Source organism: Flavobacterium sp. NRK F7, assembly GCF_024054195.1.
In the GTDB taxonomy this organism is placed as follows: Bacteria; Bacteroidota; Bacteroidia; order Flavobacteriales; family Flavobacteriaceae; genus Flavobacterium.
On the sequence record NZ_JAMXLB010000001.1, the window covers coordinates 223,124 to 241,520 of the forward strand.

Genomic DNA, 18,397 nt, shown 5'->3' on the forward strand with positions numbered 1-18,397 from the left:
TAATAAGCATTCTTTCTTTAAAAACTGTTCGCTATGATTTCAAAAAAAACACTTTTACCATTTTTACTTCTATTTTCAGGCATGTGTAGTACTATTTTCGCTACCGACCTTACCCCTAAAAGATACAAGACTGTATATTATTTTACCCAACAAACCTCAACAAAAAATGGCCATATCATTTTATCATTTGTAAAATCGATTTCTTGTGAATGGGGTAGTCGAGGAGAGTATGCCATTGAAAAAATAATTCGAGAAGATTTTAGTAATTGGTTTAGATACAAATCATGGAGTAAAGAATATCGTGCCAACGTATATGTATATGAATCCGAAAGCAGTGCCCAACAAGCTCGTAATCGAATTCGCTCTTCTTCAGGCTTATATGATGATAACGACAAGTATACCGATTCCTATCGTTATGATTGCGATTATCATCTTTCTATTGATGAAGAAAATGAATGGGAAAGACAACGACAAGCAAAAGAAGAAGAAAGAAGACAAGCAAAAGCAGAACAAGATCGAATTGCTGCTGAAAACTTAAGAATTCAAAATGAAAAAAAAGCAGCTGAGGAAAAAATAAAATTTACCAATTGGTCAAATACTACAAAAAATACGTTTCTCACAAAATTGAATGAATGGGATGCAAAAACCAAACAATTTATTACCGAAACTCAGAACAAATACAATTTATTTAAAGGCGAAAAACTACCTACTTATTTAGATATTTATGCCTTATTGATAGAAAGAACTTTACTCTCACCTACTATTTCTGGGGAAGAAAAATCAGCCATTTTGAATAGGGTTTTAGTAGATACTTATAACTACTACAATATTTATTATGATTATAATTATAACAAAGTAGTTCCTACGGATGTTTTTAAAAAAATCAATTCCATTTATGCTTATGGGAAAGCACAATTTGGATTTCATCCTGCAACCAATGCGTATCGCTATTTATCTGGAACAACCGTTTCGGTTCCAAACTCTAGTTTCGCAGCAGACATTAACGAATTCGAAAAAAGAGGGCTTTCTTATTTTGCTCAAAACAAAGCCAATTTAGCCTTATTTGAATATTTTTCAGCTTTAGCAAATCACAATACCAATTTAAAAAGGGTAATTTCAATGAGAAATTTTACCAATAACATAATACAATGGCGTGTTAATTTAGGGTATCTTTTATACTATAACGGTTATTATTTTGACGCCTATCAACTCTTAAACCGAGAAAGAACCAGTGTCGATTTATATACTAAAGATTTTAAACCTACCACGTATTGGGAGATATACTCTTTTGAAATTGCTGCTTTATATTATTCCGCTAATTATGATTTAGCCATACAAGAAGCGCAAAAATTTGAACAAGCCCTTTTAAAACAATATCCCAAAAAGGAATTAGTCGATTTAAATACGATTAAAATTTCCAAAGACAAAAACAGTCTGGCTACCAATGACATTTCTATTCAAAATTGTTATTCAAGAGCTTTGATTTTTTGGTCCAAATCACTTTTTAAAAAAGATGATATGAAAGCATCTTCAAAAGTTTTACATCCAATTGTAAAAATGATTAAAAAAGGAACACCTGTATCTTACTTTGGTAACAACGATAATCAACTGATTTATTTATTAAAAAAACACGAACCCAGTTTATCTGAAAAAAAAAACTTAGGTAACTCGAGTACTACTTTCAAGCAAATTATTCAAACTTATGATCAATGGGAAAAAAATGTTACTAAAAAAACTTGGGAAGAAATTAATGCTTCAAAAATCGAAGCCTTCAATAATGCCTATGATAATAAAAATGACAACCTAGCTGTAAGCATTGCAAAAGAACTTCTTCCTTCATTACGTTATGATTTCACCTATAACAACACCGTTTATAAAGATTTGATGACAAAGGCCGCTCTAGCCTCAACTTGTAGTAAAGATTATGAAAGTGCTATCTGTTTTGCTAATTACGCCCAACTCAATTCTGAAAAAAAAGAAGAAGATGTAGCCTATTTATTATTACTCACCAATATTATACTAAGCAATACTTATTCCTATCCTTTAGATGCTAATGTCAAATTTGTAAAACCAAAAGACGATAATGTAAAATATGACTTTGAAGCCTTACTGACTAAAGCAGCTTCCAAAAAATACGATGCCGATTATGGCTATATCATATTAGAACATATTCAACAAGAACTTGCTAGAAAACAAGAAAAATCGATATACTTACCGTATCTTTATAATGCTATTAAAAAAACGAAACCTAAAAGCATATGATTTCATTTTTTAAAAAATACTCATTAGTTTGTCTTTCCCTTTTGCTAATCAATAGCATCACTGCACAACTCAACAATCTTGCCCATTTTTCGTATTTGGAAAGCGAAGAAGAGTTTGCAACTATGCTTGATCCAGACGATACCCTTTTTGAAAAAACTTATATTGTAGCGTCTAGAGAAATTGAACCATTGTATATGCTCAATTATGAAATTAGTGGACATGATTTTGAAACTTTTTGTAAAAAAACAAAACGTAAAATGCCATCTCAACCCAAAGGGCATAATCCATTATTACCTGTTGTGAATGTAAATCACAATGATGCTGTAGCCTATTGCGAATGGTTATCTTCATATTATCAGGTTACCTTTCGGTTGCCTAGTGAAAGAGAATGGGAATATGCTGCATCTATTGGCTTTTCGAAAGACAAAAAAGACAAAAATGGAATTAATACAAACATCGTTTATCTGTATAATGCTAAAAATGAAAAACCTAGTTGCATTACTTGTACACAGCCTAATTTATATGGATTGTACCATATGCGTGGCAACGTATGGGAAATTACTGAATCATCTACCAGTTATGTTGATGAAAACACTATGACCTTAATGGGTGGTAGTTTTTTTGAAGATGCCGACCATGTACAAGCTAATTCAAAAGTCAATCACAATAAACTTTTAAAAAGAGCCGACGTAGGATTTAGAATTGTAATACCCAAAAGAGACTATGAATTATTGCGTTTTGCTATAGAATTACAAACATTAATTCATCCTATTAATGATGAAAAAGCACCTATAACTATAACTGCAAAAGGAATATACAAAGGCCAACTTTTCATTGCTTGGGATGATGGTTTTGAAAACTTTTACTATGATGAGAAGAGTCAGACTGCAGGCTTTTGTTGTTGGGCTCAAGATATTAATAAATTAGGAGAAGAAAGTAATTCCGTTATTGAATTTAGTTTTAAAAAAGAAGACTTTAAGCAAATTCAAAAAATTGCTGCTTATTTTGATAAATTCCCAGTTGAAAATTAAAATTATCATTAGAACAAAATTTTATTAAAAAAAGTGCTTTTCTGTGTCTATAATTGTTGAAAGTTTTAATAAGTATAACTACTTTTGCACAACGAAAAACTACTCCAAAAAAAATACATAACAAAAACGTCTTTTTTTTGGAACTAAACAACAACACAACACACTATGAGCACAACGAAAAAAATTACTTCTGCCTTAATTTCAGTCTTTGACAAAACAGGATTAGAACCTATTGTAAAAGCACTTCATGAAAATCAAGTAACCATCTATTCTACTGGAGGCACAGAAACTTTTATTACCAATTTAGGGATTCCAGTCGTAGCTGTTGAAAATGTAACCGATTATCCTTCTATTTTAGGAGGCAGAGTAAAAACATTGCATCCTAAAGTGTTTGGAGGAATTTTGAACCGTCAAGACAATCCTTCCGATGTTGCTCAAATGGAAGAATATAACATTCCTCAAATCGATTTAGTAATTGTTGATTTATACCCTTTTGAAAAAACAGTAGCTTCTGGAGCAAGTGAAGCCGATATTATTGAAAAAATTGATATTGGAGGTATTTCTTTAATTAGAGCAGCTGCTAAAAACTTTAAAGACACTGTAATAGTAGCTTCTGTTGAAGAATACAAACCATTTTTAGATTTTTATACGAATGAAAGTGGGGCTACAACTATAGAGCAAAGAAGATGGTTGGCAACCAAAGCGTTCCATGTTTCTTCGAATTATGATACTGCGATTTTTAATTATTTCAATACAGATGAAACCTACTTAAAAATAAGTATGGCAGCAGGAGAAACGTTACGTTACGGAGAAAATCCACATCAAAAAGGATTTTTCTTTGGAGAATTTGATAAAATGTTTACCAAATTAAACGGAAAAGAATTATCGTACAACAACTTACTAGATGTTGATGCAGCTGTTAATTTAATGAATGAGTTTAAAAATGACAGCCCTACATTTGCGATTTTGAAACACAATAACGCTTGTGGAATTGCAACAAGAGCCACTATGAAAGAAGCGTACCTAGATGCTTTAGCAGGTGATCCAACCTCTGCCTTTGGTGGTGTTTTAATCGCAAATGGCACCATTGATTTAGCTACTGCAGAAGAAATTCATTCCCTATTTTGCGAAGTGGTAATTGCACCAGCTTTTGATAAAGATGCAATCGATTTATTAGAAGAAAAGAAAAACAGAATTTTATTAGTAATCAATGATGTTGCATTACCAACAAAACAAGTTCGAACATGCTTAAATGGCATCTTAGTTCAAGATAAAGACAACCTAACAGATACGAAAGAGCACCTAAAAAACGTTACTAGTTCAAAACCGACAGAAGAAGAAATTGAAGATTTAATTTTTGCTTCAAAAATTTGTAAACATACCAAATCGAACACTATTGTTTTAGCTAAAAACAAACAATTATGTGCTTCAGGAACAGGACAGACCTCACGAGTAGATGCTTTAAGACAAGCAATTGAAAAAGCGCGTTCTTTTGAATTTGACTTAATTGGCGCGGTGATGGCAAGTGATGCTTTCTTTCCTTTTCCAGATTGTGTAGAAATTGCAAATAAAGCAGGAATTACTTCGGTCATTCAACCTGGAGGCTCTATTAAAGACGAATTGAGCATTAATTATTGTAATGAAAATAATGTATCTATGGTATTTACGGGAACACGTCATTTTAAACATTAATTTTATTACATTTGTAAAACACGAATATTTTTACTAACATAAACCCCTAAAAAAGCATATGGGATTTTTTGATTTCATGACTGAGGACATCGCAATTGACCTTGGTACAGCAAACACCTTAATCATTCACAACGACAAAGTAGTAATAGATAGTCCTTCTATTGTTGCACGGGATCGTATTAGTGGTAAAATTATAGCCGTCGGGAAAGAAGCCAACATGATGCAAGGGAAAACACATGAAAACATTAAAACCATTAGACCTTTAAAAGATGGGGTTATTGCTGATTTTGATGCTTCAGAAAAAATGATTAGCATGCTAATTAAAAGCATTCCAGCATTAAAAAAGAAACTTTTTACACCCGCTTTACGAATGGTAATTTGTATTCCTTCTGGAATAACGGAAGTAGAGATGCGTGCGGTAAAAGAATCAGCGGAACGTGTAAATGGTAAAGAAGTATATTTAATTCATGAACCTATGGCTGCTGCTATTGGTATTGGAGTTGATATCATGCAACCAAAAGGGAATATGATTGTAGATATTGGTGGAGGTACAACTGAAATTGCAGTAATTGCGTTGGGTGGTATTGTTTGTGACAAATCTGTAAAAATTGCAGGTGATGTATTTACTAATGACATCATCTATTATATGAGAACACAACACAACTTATTTGTGGGTGAAACTACAGCTGAAAAAATTAAGATTCAAATTGGTGCCGCTACAGAAGATTTAGACAGTCCACCAGAAGAAATGCAAGTTCAAGGTAGAGATTTATTAACTGGTAAACCAAAGCAAGTTGACATTTCGTATAGAGAGATAGCAAAAGCATTAGACAAATCGATACAACGAATTGAAGATGCCGTTATGGAAACGTTATCACAAACGCCTCCAGAATTAGCTGCTGATATTTACAACACAGGGATTTATTTAGCGGGTGGTGGTTCTATGTTAAGAGGTCTAGATAAAAGAATCTCTATAAAAACTGATTTACCTGTTTATATCGCAGAAGATCCATTGAGAGCTGTTGTAAGAGGAACAGGAATAGCGTTAAAAAATCTTGGCAAATACAAAAGCATTCTTATAAAATAAAGATAATTCATGCAGCAAATACTATATTTCTTTATAAAAAACAGCTATAGATTGCTGTTTTTGCTGCTTTTGGGTATTTCATTTGCGCTCATTATACAGTCTCATTCCTTTCATAGAAGTAAGTACATTAATAGCGCCAATAATATAACAGGAGGAGTTTATGAAAACATTAATTCATTTAACGAATATCTTAGCTTAAAAGAAAAAAACGAATTACTTGCTGAAGAGAATGCTCGATTAAAACAAATCTTATTTAACCAAAAAGATACCGTTTTAGATTTGAAAAAATTAAAATTCAATGATGCTTTATTCTATACGGTAACGAAAGCGAAAGTGATTAAGAATTCGTATAATGTTAGGCAAAATTTTTTAACGATTAATGCTGGAACCAAAGACAGTATCAAACCGAGTATGGGTGTTGTAAATGATAAAGGTATTGTAGGAATTATAGAAAAGACTTCTAAAAATTATGCCACTATCATTAGCATTTTAAATACTGAATTAAAAATTAACGCGAAGATTAAAAATTCAACTCATTTTGGAACTTTAAATTGGGATGGAAAAAATGTAGGTTATGTTCAGCTTACTGATGTACCTCGATTGGCTAGTTTAAAAAAAGGAGATTCCATTGTAACTGGAGCAGATTCAGAAATTTTTCCAGAAAACATTCCGATTGGTAAAATTGAAAAGGTTTTTATCGATAAGAAGACCAACTATTACACTATAAATGTGAGGTTATTTAATGATATGACTGCTTTAGGTTATGTATATGTAATAGGAAATGAATACAAAGAAGAGAAACAAGAGTTAGAAAAAGAAACCATTAGAGAAGCGAATTGAATAATAACATCCTAAATATCGTACGCTTTATATTACTTGTTTTTTTGCAAGTAATTTTATTCAACAACATCAATATGTTTGGGTTTGCGAATCCATACCCGTATGTTTTATTTATCTTATTATTCCCAGTAAATGGAAATAAAAGTGTGTTATTAATTAGTAGTTTTTTTATTGGCTTAATAATTGACATGTTTAGTAACTCACATGGAATTCATGCAATGGCTTGTACTGCATTAGCCTTTGTAAGGCCTAATTTATTTCGCTTTTCATTTGGAATTAGTTACGAATACCAAACAGTCAAAATAGCAGATAAAATTACATCAGAAAGAGTTTCTTATGTCTTATTAGCTCTTTTCATTCATCACTTTGTGTTGTTTTTCTTTGAATATTTTAGCTTGACTTTATTTTTTGAAATTATATATTCGACTTTAATCTCAACCATACTTTCATTTATTATTTGTTTACTGATTATTTATCTTATTAAACCGAATAAGCGATGAGGAAAATTGTATTGCCATCTATCATAATAATCGCCGCAATTGTATTGATTGTGCGTATTTTTTATTTACAGATTGTAGATGATTCTTTAAAGCTTCAGTCTGAGAATAATGCCATCAAAAAAGTTTTTGATTTTCCTGAAAGAGGTTATATTTATGATCGTAATGGAAAATTAATGGTTGCGAATCAACCTTCTTATGACATCATGGTAATTCCTCGAGAAATAAAAAACTTGGATACCTTAGATTTTTGTAATTTATTAAAAATTGACAAAAAAGAATTGATTGAAAAAATCAGAAAAGCAACCGTATACAGTCCGAGATTACCTTCCGTTTTCCTAGCGCAATTGAATAAAAAAGAATATGCGGCTTTTCAAGAAAAAGAGAGAAAATTTGAAGGGTTTTATACCCAAAAAAGAGCCTTACGTGATTACCAAGTTGATTTTGGAGCCAATATTTTTGGTTTTATCACCCAAGTAAATGAAGCAATTATCAAAAAGAACCCCTATTATAATAGTGGCGATTTAATTGGCAAACAAGGTGTAGAACAAGAATATGAAGACATTTTAAGAGGTGTTAAAGGAGTAAAATACCTATTAAGAGACAAATACAATAAAGTGATTGGTTCCTACAAAGAGGGCAAGTTTGACACCCTATCGCAACAAGGTAAAGATTTGACGCTTACTATTGATTATGAATTACAAAAATATGGTACCGAGTTAATGATAAACAAAAGAGGTGGTATTGTAGCTATCGAACCTAAAACAGGAGAGATTTTAGCTTTAGTATCAGCTCCCACTTACGACCCTGCTTTATTAGTTGGAAGACAACGATCAAAAAACTATACCGCTTTGTATCATGATTCCATTGCCAATCCTTTATTTGACAGAGGTCTTTTAGCACAGTATCCACCAGGTTCACCCTTCAAAATTCTAACGGGTTTGGTTGGTTTACAAGAAGAAGTGATTACTCCAGAAACAGGATTTGTATGTCACCATGGTTTTTCCTATGGAGCTGGACGTTTTATGAAATGTCACGATTCTGGATTATCCAAATTAAACAATGGAATTTACAATTCCTGTAACACCTACTTTTGTAGTGTCTATCGAAATACTATCGATAAGTTTAAAAATTCATCCAAAGGGGTGGATGTTTGGTCTAATCATGTGAAAAGTTTTGGTTTAGGGAATTATATGGGAACCGATTTGCCAATTGGTAAAAAAGGAAACATTCCTACTTCAAAAACGTATGAAAGATTATATCCAAATGGTGGCTGGCGAGGTTCTACCATAATTTCAAATGGAATTGGACAAGGAGAAATCTTAACAACGCCACTTCAATTAGCCAACATGATGGCAGTTGTTGCCAATAAAGGATATTACTTCACACCGCATATTGTAAAAAAAATAAAAGACAAACCTTTAGATAAAAAATTCACCACTAAACACGTTTCAACAGTAGATGCTAGACATTTTGAACCTGTTATTGAAGGCTTAGCAGATGTATATAACAAAGGAACTGCTGCAAGTTTAAAAGTAAAAGACATGCAAATTTGCGGAAAAACGGGTACTGCTGAGAACAAAATTAGAGTAGCCGGTAAAACCTATCAGTTAAAAGATCATTCCATTTTTGTAGCTTTTGCTCCAAAAGAAAATCCTACCATAGCAATTGCTGTTTTTGTTGAAAATGGATATTGGGGGAATCGTTGGGCTGGCCCTATTGCTACTTTAATGATTGAAAAATATGTGAATGGAGAAATCACGAGAACCGATTTAGAAACGCGAATGTTAAACGGCTCTTTAGAAGAGGAATACAAAAAAATAGAGAACATCATCTATCAAAGATTTACGGAAACCGTAACTATCGAAGACACAAAACCTAGTTTAACACTAAAAGAGGAGGAAGTTAATTAAATGAGAGGAAAAAGTATTGGCAACATTGATTGGGTGACCGTTTTATTATATACCACTCTAGTAATAATGGGTTGGCTTACCATTTATTCTGCTTCTTTATCTTTAGAGGTTACCTCTATATTCGACATTAAGCAAACCTATGGAAGGCAAATGCTTTTTGTAATCTTAACCATCCCTTTAATCTTAATATTACTTTTTTTGGATGCCAAAATATTTGAACGGTTTTCTTTTATTTTTTATGGTATTGGAATCATTCTTCTATTAGGTTTGTTTGTTTTTGGGGTAACCAAAAAGGGGCAGACTAACTGGTATCAATTTGGAGGATTTGGATTTCAACCTTCCGAATTTGTAAAAACAGGAACCGCGTTATTATTAGCAAAATACCTCAGTTTTCCACAAATTAATTTAAAAAATCTAAAGGATCAGTTACTTGCTTTTGGAATTATATTACTTCCTGTTTTATTAATTCTTTTACAACCAGATGCTGGAAGTGCAATGATTTTTCTTTCTCTGATATTCGTTTTAAATCGAGAAGGACTTCCTGCGTGGTATCTATTTTCTGGTTTTAGTGCGATTGTTTTATTTTTTCTCGCACTCACAATAGATCCTAAATATATTATGATAGGGATTGGATTAGTAATGCTCGTTTTTTATTTCAAAGAACGAAGAATAAAGAGAAATCCCATACTTTACATTCTCATTTTTATTGTTATATCAGGATTTACTTTTTCTGTAAATTATATGTACACAAATGTTTTAGAACCGCATCAAAAAGACCGTATTGATGTATTATTAGGTAAAGATGTAGATATTAAAAGAGAAGGATACAACTTAAATCAATCGATGATTGCTATTGGATCTGGTGGTTTAACTGGCAAAGGATATTTAGAAGGCACACAAACCAAAGGTGGTTTTGTTCCAGAACAGCATACCGACTATATATTTACAACTGTAGGTGAAGAATGGGGTTTTATAGGCTCTTCTGTAGTAATCATCCTTTTTGTAACTTTATTCTTAAGAATAATTGTATTAGCTGAAAAACAAAAGACAAAATTTAGTCGTGTTTATGGTTATTGCGTAGCCAGTTATTTGTTTACCCATTTCTTTGTAAACATTGCGATGCTTATTAAACTATTCCCAACCATTGGTGTACCACTCCCCTTTTTCTCATACGGCGGATCGAGTTTGTGGGCCTTTACGATTATGCTCTTTATTTTTGTGAAGCTAGATGCTAATAAAGTAAACGAATGGTAGGTACTTCATTTATCTTTTAAAAACATCTCTAAACTGATACAACAAGCGTTCTATTAAACGTAAATCTTCTGTTACAATATCAGCAGTTCCAGTCATTTCTTGTTGAAAAATAATTTTCTTTTCATAAGAGGTTTCTAAACCGTTAGGCAAACTTACATCAATTAATAAATTCCCTTCTTTATCTGGAGTTGCTGCAATATTGTGTACCACACCTTGAACAATACCATATTCCCTATCTGGAAAATTAGCCAAACGAATATGAACAGTTTGTCCTTTTTTAATTTTTCCCGAATTTTGTGCTTCTGCAACTACTTTTCCTATGTATGTATCCGCATGAATAGGGACTACTGAAAAGACCAAATCTCCAGAAGCCACCGTTTGATTTTCAGACCAAAGTTGTAAAAACGAAACTCTACCTTTCATTGAAGTTCGCAATACATAACTCAACTCCCAATCTTTAATTGCTTTTTTCAATTGAAAGAAAGATTGAATCACATTTCTTTCGAGGTTTACCGCATCTTTAGTAGCATTGATTGTGGTATTTTTACTATTTCTATTTATATCATTTAAGGATGATTTCAATTGAGAAATTGAACTTAATAAGTTTTTAAAGTTTTTTTGAGATTGCAAATAAGCCAATTTAAATTTTTCAAATTCTTGAGTTGCAATCACACCTCTTTTATATAACAATTCTTGTCTATCCAATTGATTTTTTTCTAATTCTAATTCCGATTGATTGATTTCTTTTTGTGACTCTAACAGTAATAACCTTTCTTTCAATTGATTAACTTCGAAATTTTGTGCATTTGATTCAACTTGGTAAGGCTTTAACACCTTTAATAAATCATTTGCACTATATTCTTTTTGAAAAACTGCAAAAGCACTTTCTACTTCTCCTAATTGTGTAAATTGTAATTTCTGAAACGGAAAAGGACTTTTATCAATTTGAATCGTATCTGTAATACTTTTCAACAAGAAAACGTCTTTATAATTAGCCGTATTTTCAATAATTGCTAAAGGTGTATTTTGAGGTACAATAGTATTATCTTTCACTAATAAAGCTTCTATTCTACCTGAAGTTCTGGCAACTAATTTTTCAGGAGGAATAGCTGTGGTAATTGTGATTTTTGCTGTATTAATGTCTGGATATTTAATAAAATATGAAAACAACAAAACCATCAACAATAATATCAGAATAACTAAATTTCCCCATCGAATCATCCAATGTGGAACCTTAGTTAATATTTCTTGAACTTGTTCACTTCTTAATTCAATATCAGAGGCTGGAAGCAACTCATTGTTTCTATTCTCGTTTGGCATTGTTTCTTTCTTATCTAAATTTTATTCTCTTATTCTAGTTTCCTAATTGCAATTGATTTTTAACCAATTTAAAATAGCTTCCTTTTAAAGCAACTAATTCAGTATGTGTTCCAGTTTCAATTATTTTCCCTTTTTCTAAAACTACTATCTTATCTGCATTCATTACTGTACTCAAACGGTGTGCAATAACCAAAACCGTTTTGTCTTTAAAAAACACATCTAACTTTTCCATAATCTCTTTTTCATTGTTCGCATCTAACGCACTCGTTGCTTCATCAAAGAAAAGCATTTCTGGATTTTTATAAACAGCACGAGCAATTAACAAACGTTGTTTTTGTCCTGTACTCATTCCAACTCCTTCCGCACCTATTTTGGTATTATATCGCAAGGGATAATCATCAATAAATTCTTTAATATTAGCAACATCAGCTGCATATTGTAAACGTTCTTTATCAATAATATCGACACCAACAGCAATATTATTCGCAATCGTATCACTAAAAATATATCCTTCTTGCATTACAGATCCTATATGGTTTCTCCAGGCTTTCTGAGAAATACTTTTCAAAGACGTTTTATTAATTAAAACATCCCCTTCTTGAGGCTCATAAAACTTTAATAATAATTTCATTAACGTTGTTTTCCCACTGCCACTGGTTCCAACAATAGCCGTTACTTTTTTGGCAGGAATCGTTAAATTTAGTTTTTCCAAGACATTTACATCTGATCCTGTATAACGAAACGATAAGTCTTTGATAAGGATATCATTTTCTGGTATTTCTCTTGTTTTTTCATTTTCGTCTTCTACTTCATCTTTCATCTCATGAATTTCTGACAATCTTGCTAATGAAATTTTAGCATCTTGTAACTCTCTAATAAAACCTATTAATTGAATAACTGGTCCGTTTAAACTCCCAACAATACTGGTAATTGCCATCATTTCACCTAAAGTAAGTCCGTCATTTATTACAGCTAATGCAGACAAAAAGATGATAATAATATTTTTTAATTCGTTTATGAAATTAGAGCCAATACCTTGTGTTTGCTCCAAGACCAAGCTTTTCATAGAAACTCGGAACAATCGCGCTTGAATATATTCCCAACCCCATCTTTTTTGCTTTTCTGCATTATGCAATTTTATTTCTTGCATTCCATTGATCAACTCAATTACCTTACTTTGTTCTTGAGACACTTCTGAAAAACGCTTGTAATCTAACTTTTCTCTTCTTTTTAAAAACAAAATAACCCATAAAAAATAGAGTAAACTTCCAATAAAAAAGACTGTAAAAATCCCAAGGTTATAATAGGCTAAAATTCCTCCCATTAAAACCATATTAATCATGGAGAATAATACATTTAAAGAAGAGGTCGTTAAAATCCGTTCTATTCGGTGGTGATCATTAATACGTTGCATGATATCTCCCGTCATTTTTACGTCAAAATAAGAAATAGGAAGATTCATTAGTTTGATAAAAAAATCCGAAATTAAAGCTATATTAATTCGGGTAGACAAATGCAATAAAATCCAGCTTCGTATTAATTCTAAAGCAGTTTTTCCAAAAAATAAAAACAATTGTGCTAATAAAACCAAGTAGATAAAATGAATATTTTGGTTTTGTATCCCAACATCTACAACGCTTTGGGTTAAAAAAGGAAAAATTAACTGTAATAAACTACCTGCTAATAATCCTATCGCTAATTGAATAACAAACGCTTTGTATCGATAAATATATTTTGATAACAAACTAAAACCAAACTTGGTTTTTCCATCTTCGTCTTTATCTAAATCCAATTCAGACTCGTAAAATTTAGGAGTGGGTTCTAATAACAAAGCAATACCTTCTTCTGTAGTTTCGTCTGCATTATTACCAATCCAAAATTTTAAAAATTCTGCTTCCGTATATTCAATAAGACCAATAGCTGGATCAGAGATATAGTATTTATTCTTTTTAATCTTATATAGAACAACATAATGATTTTTATTCCAATGCAATATACATGGAAGTGGCGCTTCTTGTAATTTTTCTAGAGAGATCTTTACTCCTAAAGAGCGAAAACCAATCGCTTCTGCTGCATCACTCAAAGTTAGTAAATTACTTCCTTCTCTAGTAGTTTCCGAAAGTTCACGAAGCATTTGTGTATTTAAAACTTTCCCATTGAATTTGGCAATAATTTTTAAACAGGTAGGCCCACAATCTTTACTTTCAGTTTGGATGTAATAAGGAAATTTTTTCAAGAGTTTGTTTAGATTTTTATCAAAAATAATAAAAAAGAACTGCCTAGAAACAAATTCTAGACAGTAAAATTTAATTCGATAGATTTTAAAGTTCCATCATAAGATTATAACAACATCCTGTTGCATTTTCCCAAACAAAACCCGTAGGTTGGTTATTTGAACATGATTGAGAAGTAGGAGAATAAGTACCTCCATTATAGCATAAACAGTTACTTACTGAAACAGGAAAAGTTCCATTACTGCATGATGGTGATGGTGGCAACTTACCTCCATTTATTTCCTTTTGCTCATTATTTGACAATAGCTGAGCACCTACTAAATTTAAAATTGTCTTTTTCATGATTAGTCAATTAAATCAATTAATATTGGAGCACAAGTGTTTGGATCCGGCACTGAACAACACCATCCACCTTTCACATATGGATAAGAAGAATTGCAGCTTCCTCCTAATTGGGTTCTGCTTTTACAACATCTTGCCATTCCTTCTGTAATTCCTCCGTTTACATTTTTTTGCTCTTTTTTAGTCAACTCTTGAGCGCCAACTAAATTTAAAATTGTTTTTTTCATAATTTAAATATTATAATTTGTTTTTTACCGCATTATTTTAAAGTCAAATGCAGTATCTTGACTATCGTTGCAACAATATTTTTAAACCAATACAGCTTCTTCTTTTTCGGCTAATTCTGAAATAAAATATTTCAATTCTTGTAGCTCATATTCATCTGGATAAAGCGAACCATTAACCAGCTTTACAGGGGTGTAATTAAACTCGTTTTTCATACACCAAGTATATTCACTTCTTAAATTCTCTTCCACCTCAAAATCAATAATACCAATGGTCCATTTGGCTTTCCAATCTTTTAAACTCATTCCCTCAATGTGCCAATCCATTAATGCAGCTTCTGCCATTTGAGGATGCTCTTTGTGCAACTGAAGAATGGTTTTCGCTACTATTAAATACGGGTTATCTAAATTGTCGGTATTTAAATTATAATAAATACCAACTTGAAGTCTATCTGAAAATTGTTGTAACAAATCGATTGCTTGTGAAAAAGCCGTATGACAATGACCACAACTCGGACTTAAAATTAAATCAATTCTTACCGAAGCTTCTTTGTTACCCAAAATAATAGTAGGTATACTATGCAAAACTTCAACTTCCAAAACTGGTTTTTGTAAGGAAGAAAAAATCGAAAAATTACGCTTAAACTTCAACAAAGTAACATTCTCCTTCTCTAAAGTAACTTTTCGATTTAAAATAGGTTTTATAAAAAACCAAACCGAAAACACTACCACACTTGCTTGTATTAAACCTAAATAATAGAAAGAAAAATCTTTGGTAAAACCAACAAATAATAGCGACTCTAGCACCAACAACATAGAAACACCTAAACACAACACACACCATTTTCCTAGTTTCGCTTTTTGTAACCAAATCGAATAGCCCACCATAGGTAATGACAAAAGACTCAGAAAATTTACAATAGCATAGGAAGCTGGAGCCAATTGCAATAAAAGGATACTTGTACCAAAAAAAAGAATGGGTAAATCCGAAAAATCCAACCATTTAGTTAGGCGAGAGCTTTCAGATTTTATAACCGAATCACAGGATGTATGCGCATTAAAGGAACATATCTTGGAAATAACACCTTCCGATTTGTTTATCTTTTCATCAATAATAACTACACTTAAAAACAATCCGATACTACTGCATAAAAAAGTTAATAAAAAGGGTAACGTAAACTCGCGAAAGGTCAATCCTAATAAAACTAGCAGTAAAACACCTAAGCCTACATAGGTAGTATTCATTAAAGGTAAGCGTTCTTTTTGGGTTATTTCATTCGGTTCTATAGCAACAACCACTCCTGTCCATTGCTCTAAAAAAGCTTCGAAGGATACTTTCTTTTTCCCTTCTTTTTCCGTTTCAATACTTACTTCTTGAGCCAATCGTCGAACCAGCACAATATCATTTGAAACAACCGCTAAAAAAGAATCGGGTAAAGCAGAAAATTGCTCTTTAGGTACTTGAGCAGCAACATTCTCTATTTGCAACATATCTAATGTATCCGTTACTGCATAAAGACTAGGATAATTGGGGTGAGATAAAAAAAGATTTTCAAAAGAATATTGTTGTTCTTTATAATGGTTTATTTGCAAAATTTTTTTTACAATAGAAATCATAGAAAAAAATTTAAAAAGAATAGTGCAATTTAAAAACTAAAAAACGCTATCCTTAACTTATTATTTTGTTACAGTTACTATATTCTGCAAGGATCTGCACAAGCTAAACTGTAATATTTACATTGATTAGTATTTGGATCAATGCAATCTTTTAATTGTCCTTTAATAACCTTTAGTTCTTTCTTAGATAAAACGGTTACATCTATTAGGTTTAAAATGGACTTTTTCATAATTATATAGTATTTAAATGAATTATCTTATTGATTAAGTCATATACAATACTACTAAATAAATACTATTCCTAATTACAATAAAATTACCTAAAATGTTAAATTCAAAAATCCCAGTTATCATAGGTTTTAGAGGACTCTAATTTTTTTTCTATAACATCATCAAGTTCTGGAAAAAAATCAATTCCTGTCATTACTTCAATACTATCGACGGGAACAATATAATTATATAAAGGTTTATTTGATTCTTTATGAGGTAATAAAAAACCAATCATTTTCTTATGATCTTTGGACAACAAAACTTTGTAAAAATAGTTAGGCACTGCAACACTTTCATAACCAATAACATCTAAATCATCAGTTAAAACACCACCAGTAATGACATAAATCGAGTCTTGTCTTTTTGCCCAATATCTGACTTTTTGTTCTAATCTATTCCAAATTCCAGCATTGAAGTCGTACCGTTGTGGAGCAATATTTGAAGTTAAAAAAGTTTCTTTAAAATCTTTAAAACTCGCTCTTCGATCACCAGCTGGACAGAGATGTCCTTTATTATAACCTGATTTTTTATAATTTCTCCAATCGGCAGCGCCAGTCAAAATATCTTGATCAACTTCAAAATAAGGGCGTTTATAATCCATTTCTTTTATGTCTGACGCTTTTAACACATAAGCTACCCATTCCGCTTGTTCGTGTACTTCTGAATAAGACAAGACATAGGTGTTTTTCTTATAAACAGCTCCTGTTGTGTTTGTAGGTAAATAGTCAAATCCAATAAAAGCATCATCATTAGGAATGAGTAATTCAGGCAAGGTCTTATTTGCCAAATGATCTCTACAAGATATCGCAATGAATCCTAGAATTATAAATAAAAATACCTTTTTAGACATTTAAGCTGATTTAATTATATTTGTGAAGCTAAAATTAAATAAAAAGATATGAAAACCAAATCATTACTGTTACTACTATTTTTCGGAATGCAGCTAGCTATATCTCAAGAAGTTAAAGACTCAGTTGCTACGCCCAAAATTAAAACAGAAAAGGAATTAGAAGTTGAAAAAGCGCAACTCAAAGCTGAAAAAGAACAATTAAAAGCTGAGGAAAAAGCAAAAAAAGAACAGGAAAGAGCGGAAAAAGAGCGCGAAAAAGCTGAAAAAGAAAGAGAGAAAGCTTTAAAAGAACAAGAAAAAGCAGAAAAAGAACGTGAAAAAGCGGAGAAAGAGAGAGAAAAAGCAGAAAAGAAAAGAGAAAAACAAATAAAAGAAGCCGAAAAAGCTAAAGAAAAAAGAGAGGATGCTAAAAAAGATATTTCTCAAATCAAAAAAAAGATAGCCGACCAAAAGAAAGACATTACTAAAGAGAAAGCAAATCTTCAAAAGAATCAGTTAAAAGGAAAATTAAGTCCGAATGATGAGTTAAAATGGAAAGAGAAAATTTTAAAAAAAGAAGAAAAACTGAATAAACAACAAAACGATTTAGAGAAAGCAGAAAAAAAATTATCTAAATTAGATTAATAGAATACTTTAAAAATAAAAAAACCAGCATTACTGCTGGTTTTTTATGTGAGATATAAATGATTATGCTTCAAATGGAACAATTGAAACATAAGATTTGTTATCTTTTTTCTTTTGAAATTGTACCACACCGTCAACTTTAGCATGTAAAGTATGATCTTTACCCATGTAAACATTTTCACCTGGATTGTGTTTAGAACCTCTTTGTCTAACAATGATGTTACCAGCAATTGCAGCTTGACCACCATAAATCTTAACGCCTAAACGTTTCGATTCTGATTCTCTACCATTCTTAGAACTACCGACACCTTTCTTGTGAGCCATGACGTTTTAAGTTTTA

Annotated in this window: 17 protein-coding genes; 9 read left to right on the top strand and 8 right to left on the bottom strand. The window is 31.6% G+C overall.

Annotation, left to right across the window (positions count from 1 at the left end):
- Window positions 1-33: 33 nt before the first annotated feature.
- From NHF47_RS00895 to rodA, 8 genes are all read left to right on the top strand, one after another.
- On the top strand, window positions 34-2,262 hold the full coding sequence (locus NHF47_RS00895; protein WP_252763153.1) for a hypothetical protein: 2,229 nt from the start codon (window positions 34-36) through the stop codon (window positions 2,260-2,262).
- Window positions 2,259-3,293: an SUMF1/EgtB/PvdO family nonheme iron enzyme gene (locus NHF47_RS00900; RefSeq protein ID WP_252763154.1), complete on the top strand. Its 1,035-nt coding sequence runs from the start codon at window positions 2,259-2,261 to the stop codon at window positions 3,291-3,293. Before NHF47_RS00895 ends, NHF47_RS00900 begins: the two co-directional genes overlap by 4 nt.
- A gap of 165 nt (window positions 3,294-3,458) precedes the next feature.
- On the top strand, window positions 3,459-4,985 hold the full coding sequence (purH, locus tag NHF47_RS00905; protein WP_252763155.1) for a bifunctional phosphoribosylaminoimidazolecarboxamide formyltransferase/IMP cyclohydrolase: 1,527 nt from the start codon (window positions 3,459-3,461) through the stop codon (window positions 4,983-4,985).
- 58 nt (window positions 4,986-5,043) lie between these two features.
- The gene (locus tag NHF47_RS00910; protein WP_130735703.1) at window positions 5,044-6,072 is read left to right on the top strand and encodes a rod shape-determining protein; all 1,029 of its coding nucleotides are present in this window, start codon (window positions 5,044-5,046) and stop codon (window positions 6,070-6,072) included.
- 9 nt (window positions 6,073-6,081) lie between these two features.
- A complete protein-coding gene (gene mreC / locus NHF47_RS00915) occupies window positions 6,082-6,912 on the top strand; it encodes a rod shape-determining protein MreC (RefSeq protein ID WP_140997377.1) in 831 nt (276 codons plus the stop codon).
- The gene (mreD, locus tag NHF47_RS00920) at window positions 6,909-7,412 is read left to right on the top strand and encodes a rod shape-determining protein MreD (protein ID WP_252763156.1); all 504 of its coding nucleotides are present in this window, start codon (window positions 6,909-6,911) and stop codon (window positions 7,410-7,412) included. Before mreC ends, mreD begins: the two co-directional genes overlap by 4 nt.
- On the top strand, window positions 7,409-9,322 hold the full coding sequence (gene mrdA, locus NHF47_RS00925; protein ID WP_252763157.1) for a penicillin-binding protein 2: 1,914 nt from the start codon (window positions 7,409-7,411) through the stop codon (window positions 9,320-9,322). The genes mreD and mrdA overlap by 4 nt, the downstream gene beginning before the upstream one ends.
- Complete coding sequence (rodA, locus tag NHF47_RS00930) at window positions 9,323-10,576, top strand: rod shape-determining protein RodA (protein WP_252763158.1); 1,254 nt, start codon at window positions 9,323-9,325, stop codon at window positions 10,574-10,576.
- Window positions 10,577-10,585: 9 nt separating this feature from the next.
- On the opposite strand, the gene NHF47_RS00935 is transcribed toward rodA, so the two are convergent.
- From NHF47_RS00935 to NHF47_RS00965, 7 genes are all read right to left on the bottom strand, one after another.
- On the bottom strand, window positions 10,586-11,896 hold the full coding sequence (locus NHF47_RS00935; RefSeq protein ID WP_252763159.1) for an HlyD family secretion protein: 1,311 nt from the start codon (window positions 11,894-11,896) through the stop codon (window positions 10,586-10,588).
- Window positions 11,897-11,930: 34 nt separating this feature from the next.
- The gene (locus tag NHF47_RS00940) at window positions 11,931-14,132 is read right to left on the bottom strand and encodes a peptidase domain-containing ABC transporter (protein ID WP_252763160.1); all 2,202 of its coding nucleotides are present in this window, start codon (window positions 14,130-14,132) and stop codon (window positions 11,931-11,933) included.
- A gap of 85 nt (window positions 14,133-14,217) precedes the next feature.
- Window positions 14,218-14,472: a hypothetical protein gene (locus NHF47_RS00945; protein ID WP_252763161.1), complete on the bottom strand. Its 255-nt coding sequence runs from the start codon at window positions 14,470-14,472 to the stop codon at window positions 14,218-14,220.
- A gap of 2 nt (window positions 14,473-14,474) precedes the next feature.
- Entirely contained in the window at window positions 14,475-14,699 is a 225-nt protein-coding gene (locus NHF47_RS00950; RefSeq protein WP_252763162.1) for a hypothetical protein, read from the bottom strand.
- Between the two features lie 81 nt (window positions 14,700-14,780).
- A complete protein-coding gene (locus NHF47_RS00955; protein ID WP_252763163.1) occupies window positions 14,781-16,313 on the bottom strand; it encodes a vitamin K epoxide reductase family protein in 1,533 nt (510 codons plus the stop codon).
- A gap of 77 nt (window positions 16,314-16,390) precedes the next feature.
- Window positions 16,391-16,543: a hypothetical protein gene (locus tag NHF47_RS00960; RefSeq protein ID WP_252763164.1), complete on the bottom strand. Its 153-nt coding sequence runs from the start codon at window positions 16,541-16,543 to the stop codon at window positions 16,391-16,393.
- A 104-nt stretch (window positions 16,544-16,647) separates the two neighbouring features.
- Entirely contained in the window at window positions 16,648-17,433 is a 786-nt protein-coding gene (locus tag NHF47_RS00965; RefSeq protein ID WP_252763165.1) for a DNA/RNA non-specific endonuclease, read from the bottom strand.
- 48 nt (window positions 17,434-17,481) lie between these two features.
- On the opposite strand from NHF47_RS00965, the gene NHF47_RS00970 reads away from it, so the two are divergent.
- Window positions 17,482-18,057 (top strand): hypothetical protein, encoded by a 576-nt coding sequence (locus NHF47_RS00970; protein WP_252763166.1) that lies wholly within the window; start codon window positions 17,482-17,484, stop codon window positions 18,055-18,057.
- A 63-nt stretch (window positions 18,058-18,120) separates the two neighbouring features.
- Here NHF47_RS00970 and rpmA read toward each other — a convergent pair whose 3' ends face one another.
- Window positions 18,121-18,381 carry a 50S ribosomal protein L27 gene (gene rpmA, locus NHF47_RS00975; protein WP_140997365.1) on the bottom strand — a complete coding sequence of 87 codons (261 nt, stop codon included), beginning with the start codon at window positions 18,379-18,381 and terminating at the stop codon, window positions 18,121-18,123.
- Window positions 18,382-18,397: the final 16 nt, after the last annotated feature.

What these genes read in the sequence shown, in the direction of transcription:
- NHF47_RS00895 (WP_252763153.1), top strand. Translation starts at nt 34, where the DNA reads ATGATTTCAAAAAAAACACTTTTACCATTTTTACTTCTATTTTCAGGC.
- NHF47_RS00900 (WP_252763154.1), top strand. Translation starts at nt 2,259, where the DNA reads ATGATTTCATTTTTTAAAAAATACTCATTAGTTTGTCTTTCCCTTTTG.
- purH (WP_252763155.1), top strand. Translation starts at nt 3,459, where the DNA reads ATGAGCACAACGAAAAAAATTACTTCTGCCTTAATTTCAGTCTTTGAC.
- NHF47_RS00910 (WP_130735703.1), top strand. Translation starts at nt 5,044, where the DNA reads ATGGGATTTTTTGATTTCATGACTGAGGACATCGCAATTGACCTTGGT.
- mreC (WP_140997377.1), top strand. Translation starts at nt 6,082, where the DNA reads ATGCAGCAAATACTATATTTCTTTATAAAAAACAGCTATAGATTGCTG.
- mrdA (WP_252763157.1), top strand. Translation starts at nt 7,409, where the DNA reads ATGAGGAAAATTGTATTGCCATCTATCATAATAATCGCCGCAATTGTA.
- rodA (WP_252763158.1), top strand. Translation starts at nt 9,323, where the DNA reads ATGAGAGGAAAAAGTATTGGCAACATTGATTGGGTGACCGTTTTATTA.
- NHF47_RS00935 (WP_252763159.1), bottom strand. Translation starts at nt 11,896, where the DNA reads ATGCCAAACGAGAATAGAAACAATGAGTTGCTTCCAGCCTCTGATATT.
- NHF47_RS00945 (WP_252763161.1), bottom strand. Translation starts at nt 14,472, where the DNA reads ATGAAAAAGACAATTTTAAATTTAGTAGGTGCTCAGCTATTGTCAAAT.
- NHF47_RS00950 (WP_252763162.1), bottom strand. Translation starts at nt 14,699, where the DNA reads ATGAAAAAAACAATTTTAAATTTAGTTGGCGCTCAAGAGTTGACTAAA.
- NHF47_RS00955 (WP_252763163.1), bottom strand. Translation starts at nt 16,313, where the DNA reads ATGATTTCTATTGTAAAAAAAATTTTGCAAATAAACCATTATAAAGAA.
- NHF47_RS00960 (WP_252763164.1), bottom strand. Translation starts at nt 16,543, where the DNA reads ATGAAAAAGTCCATTTTAAACCTAATAGATGTAACCGTTTTATCTAAG.
- NHF47_RS00965 (WP_252763165.1), bottom strand. Translation starts at nt 17,433, where the DNA reads ATGTCTAAAAAGGTATTTTTATTTATAATTCTAGGATTCATTGCGATA.
- NHF47_RS00970 (WP_252763166.1), top strand. Translation starts at nt 17,482, where the DNA reads ATGAAAACCAAATCATTACTGTTACTACTATTTTTCGGAATGCAGCTA.
- rpmA (WP_140997365.1), bottom strand. Translation starts at nt 18,381, where the DNA reads ATGGCTCACAAGAAAGGTGTCGGTAGTTCTAAGAATGGTAGAGAATCA.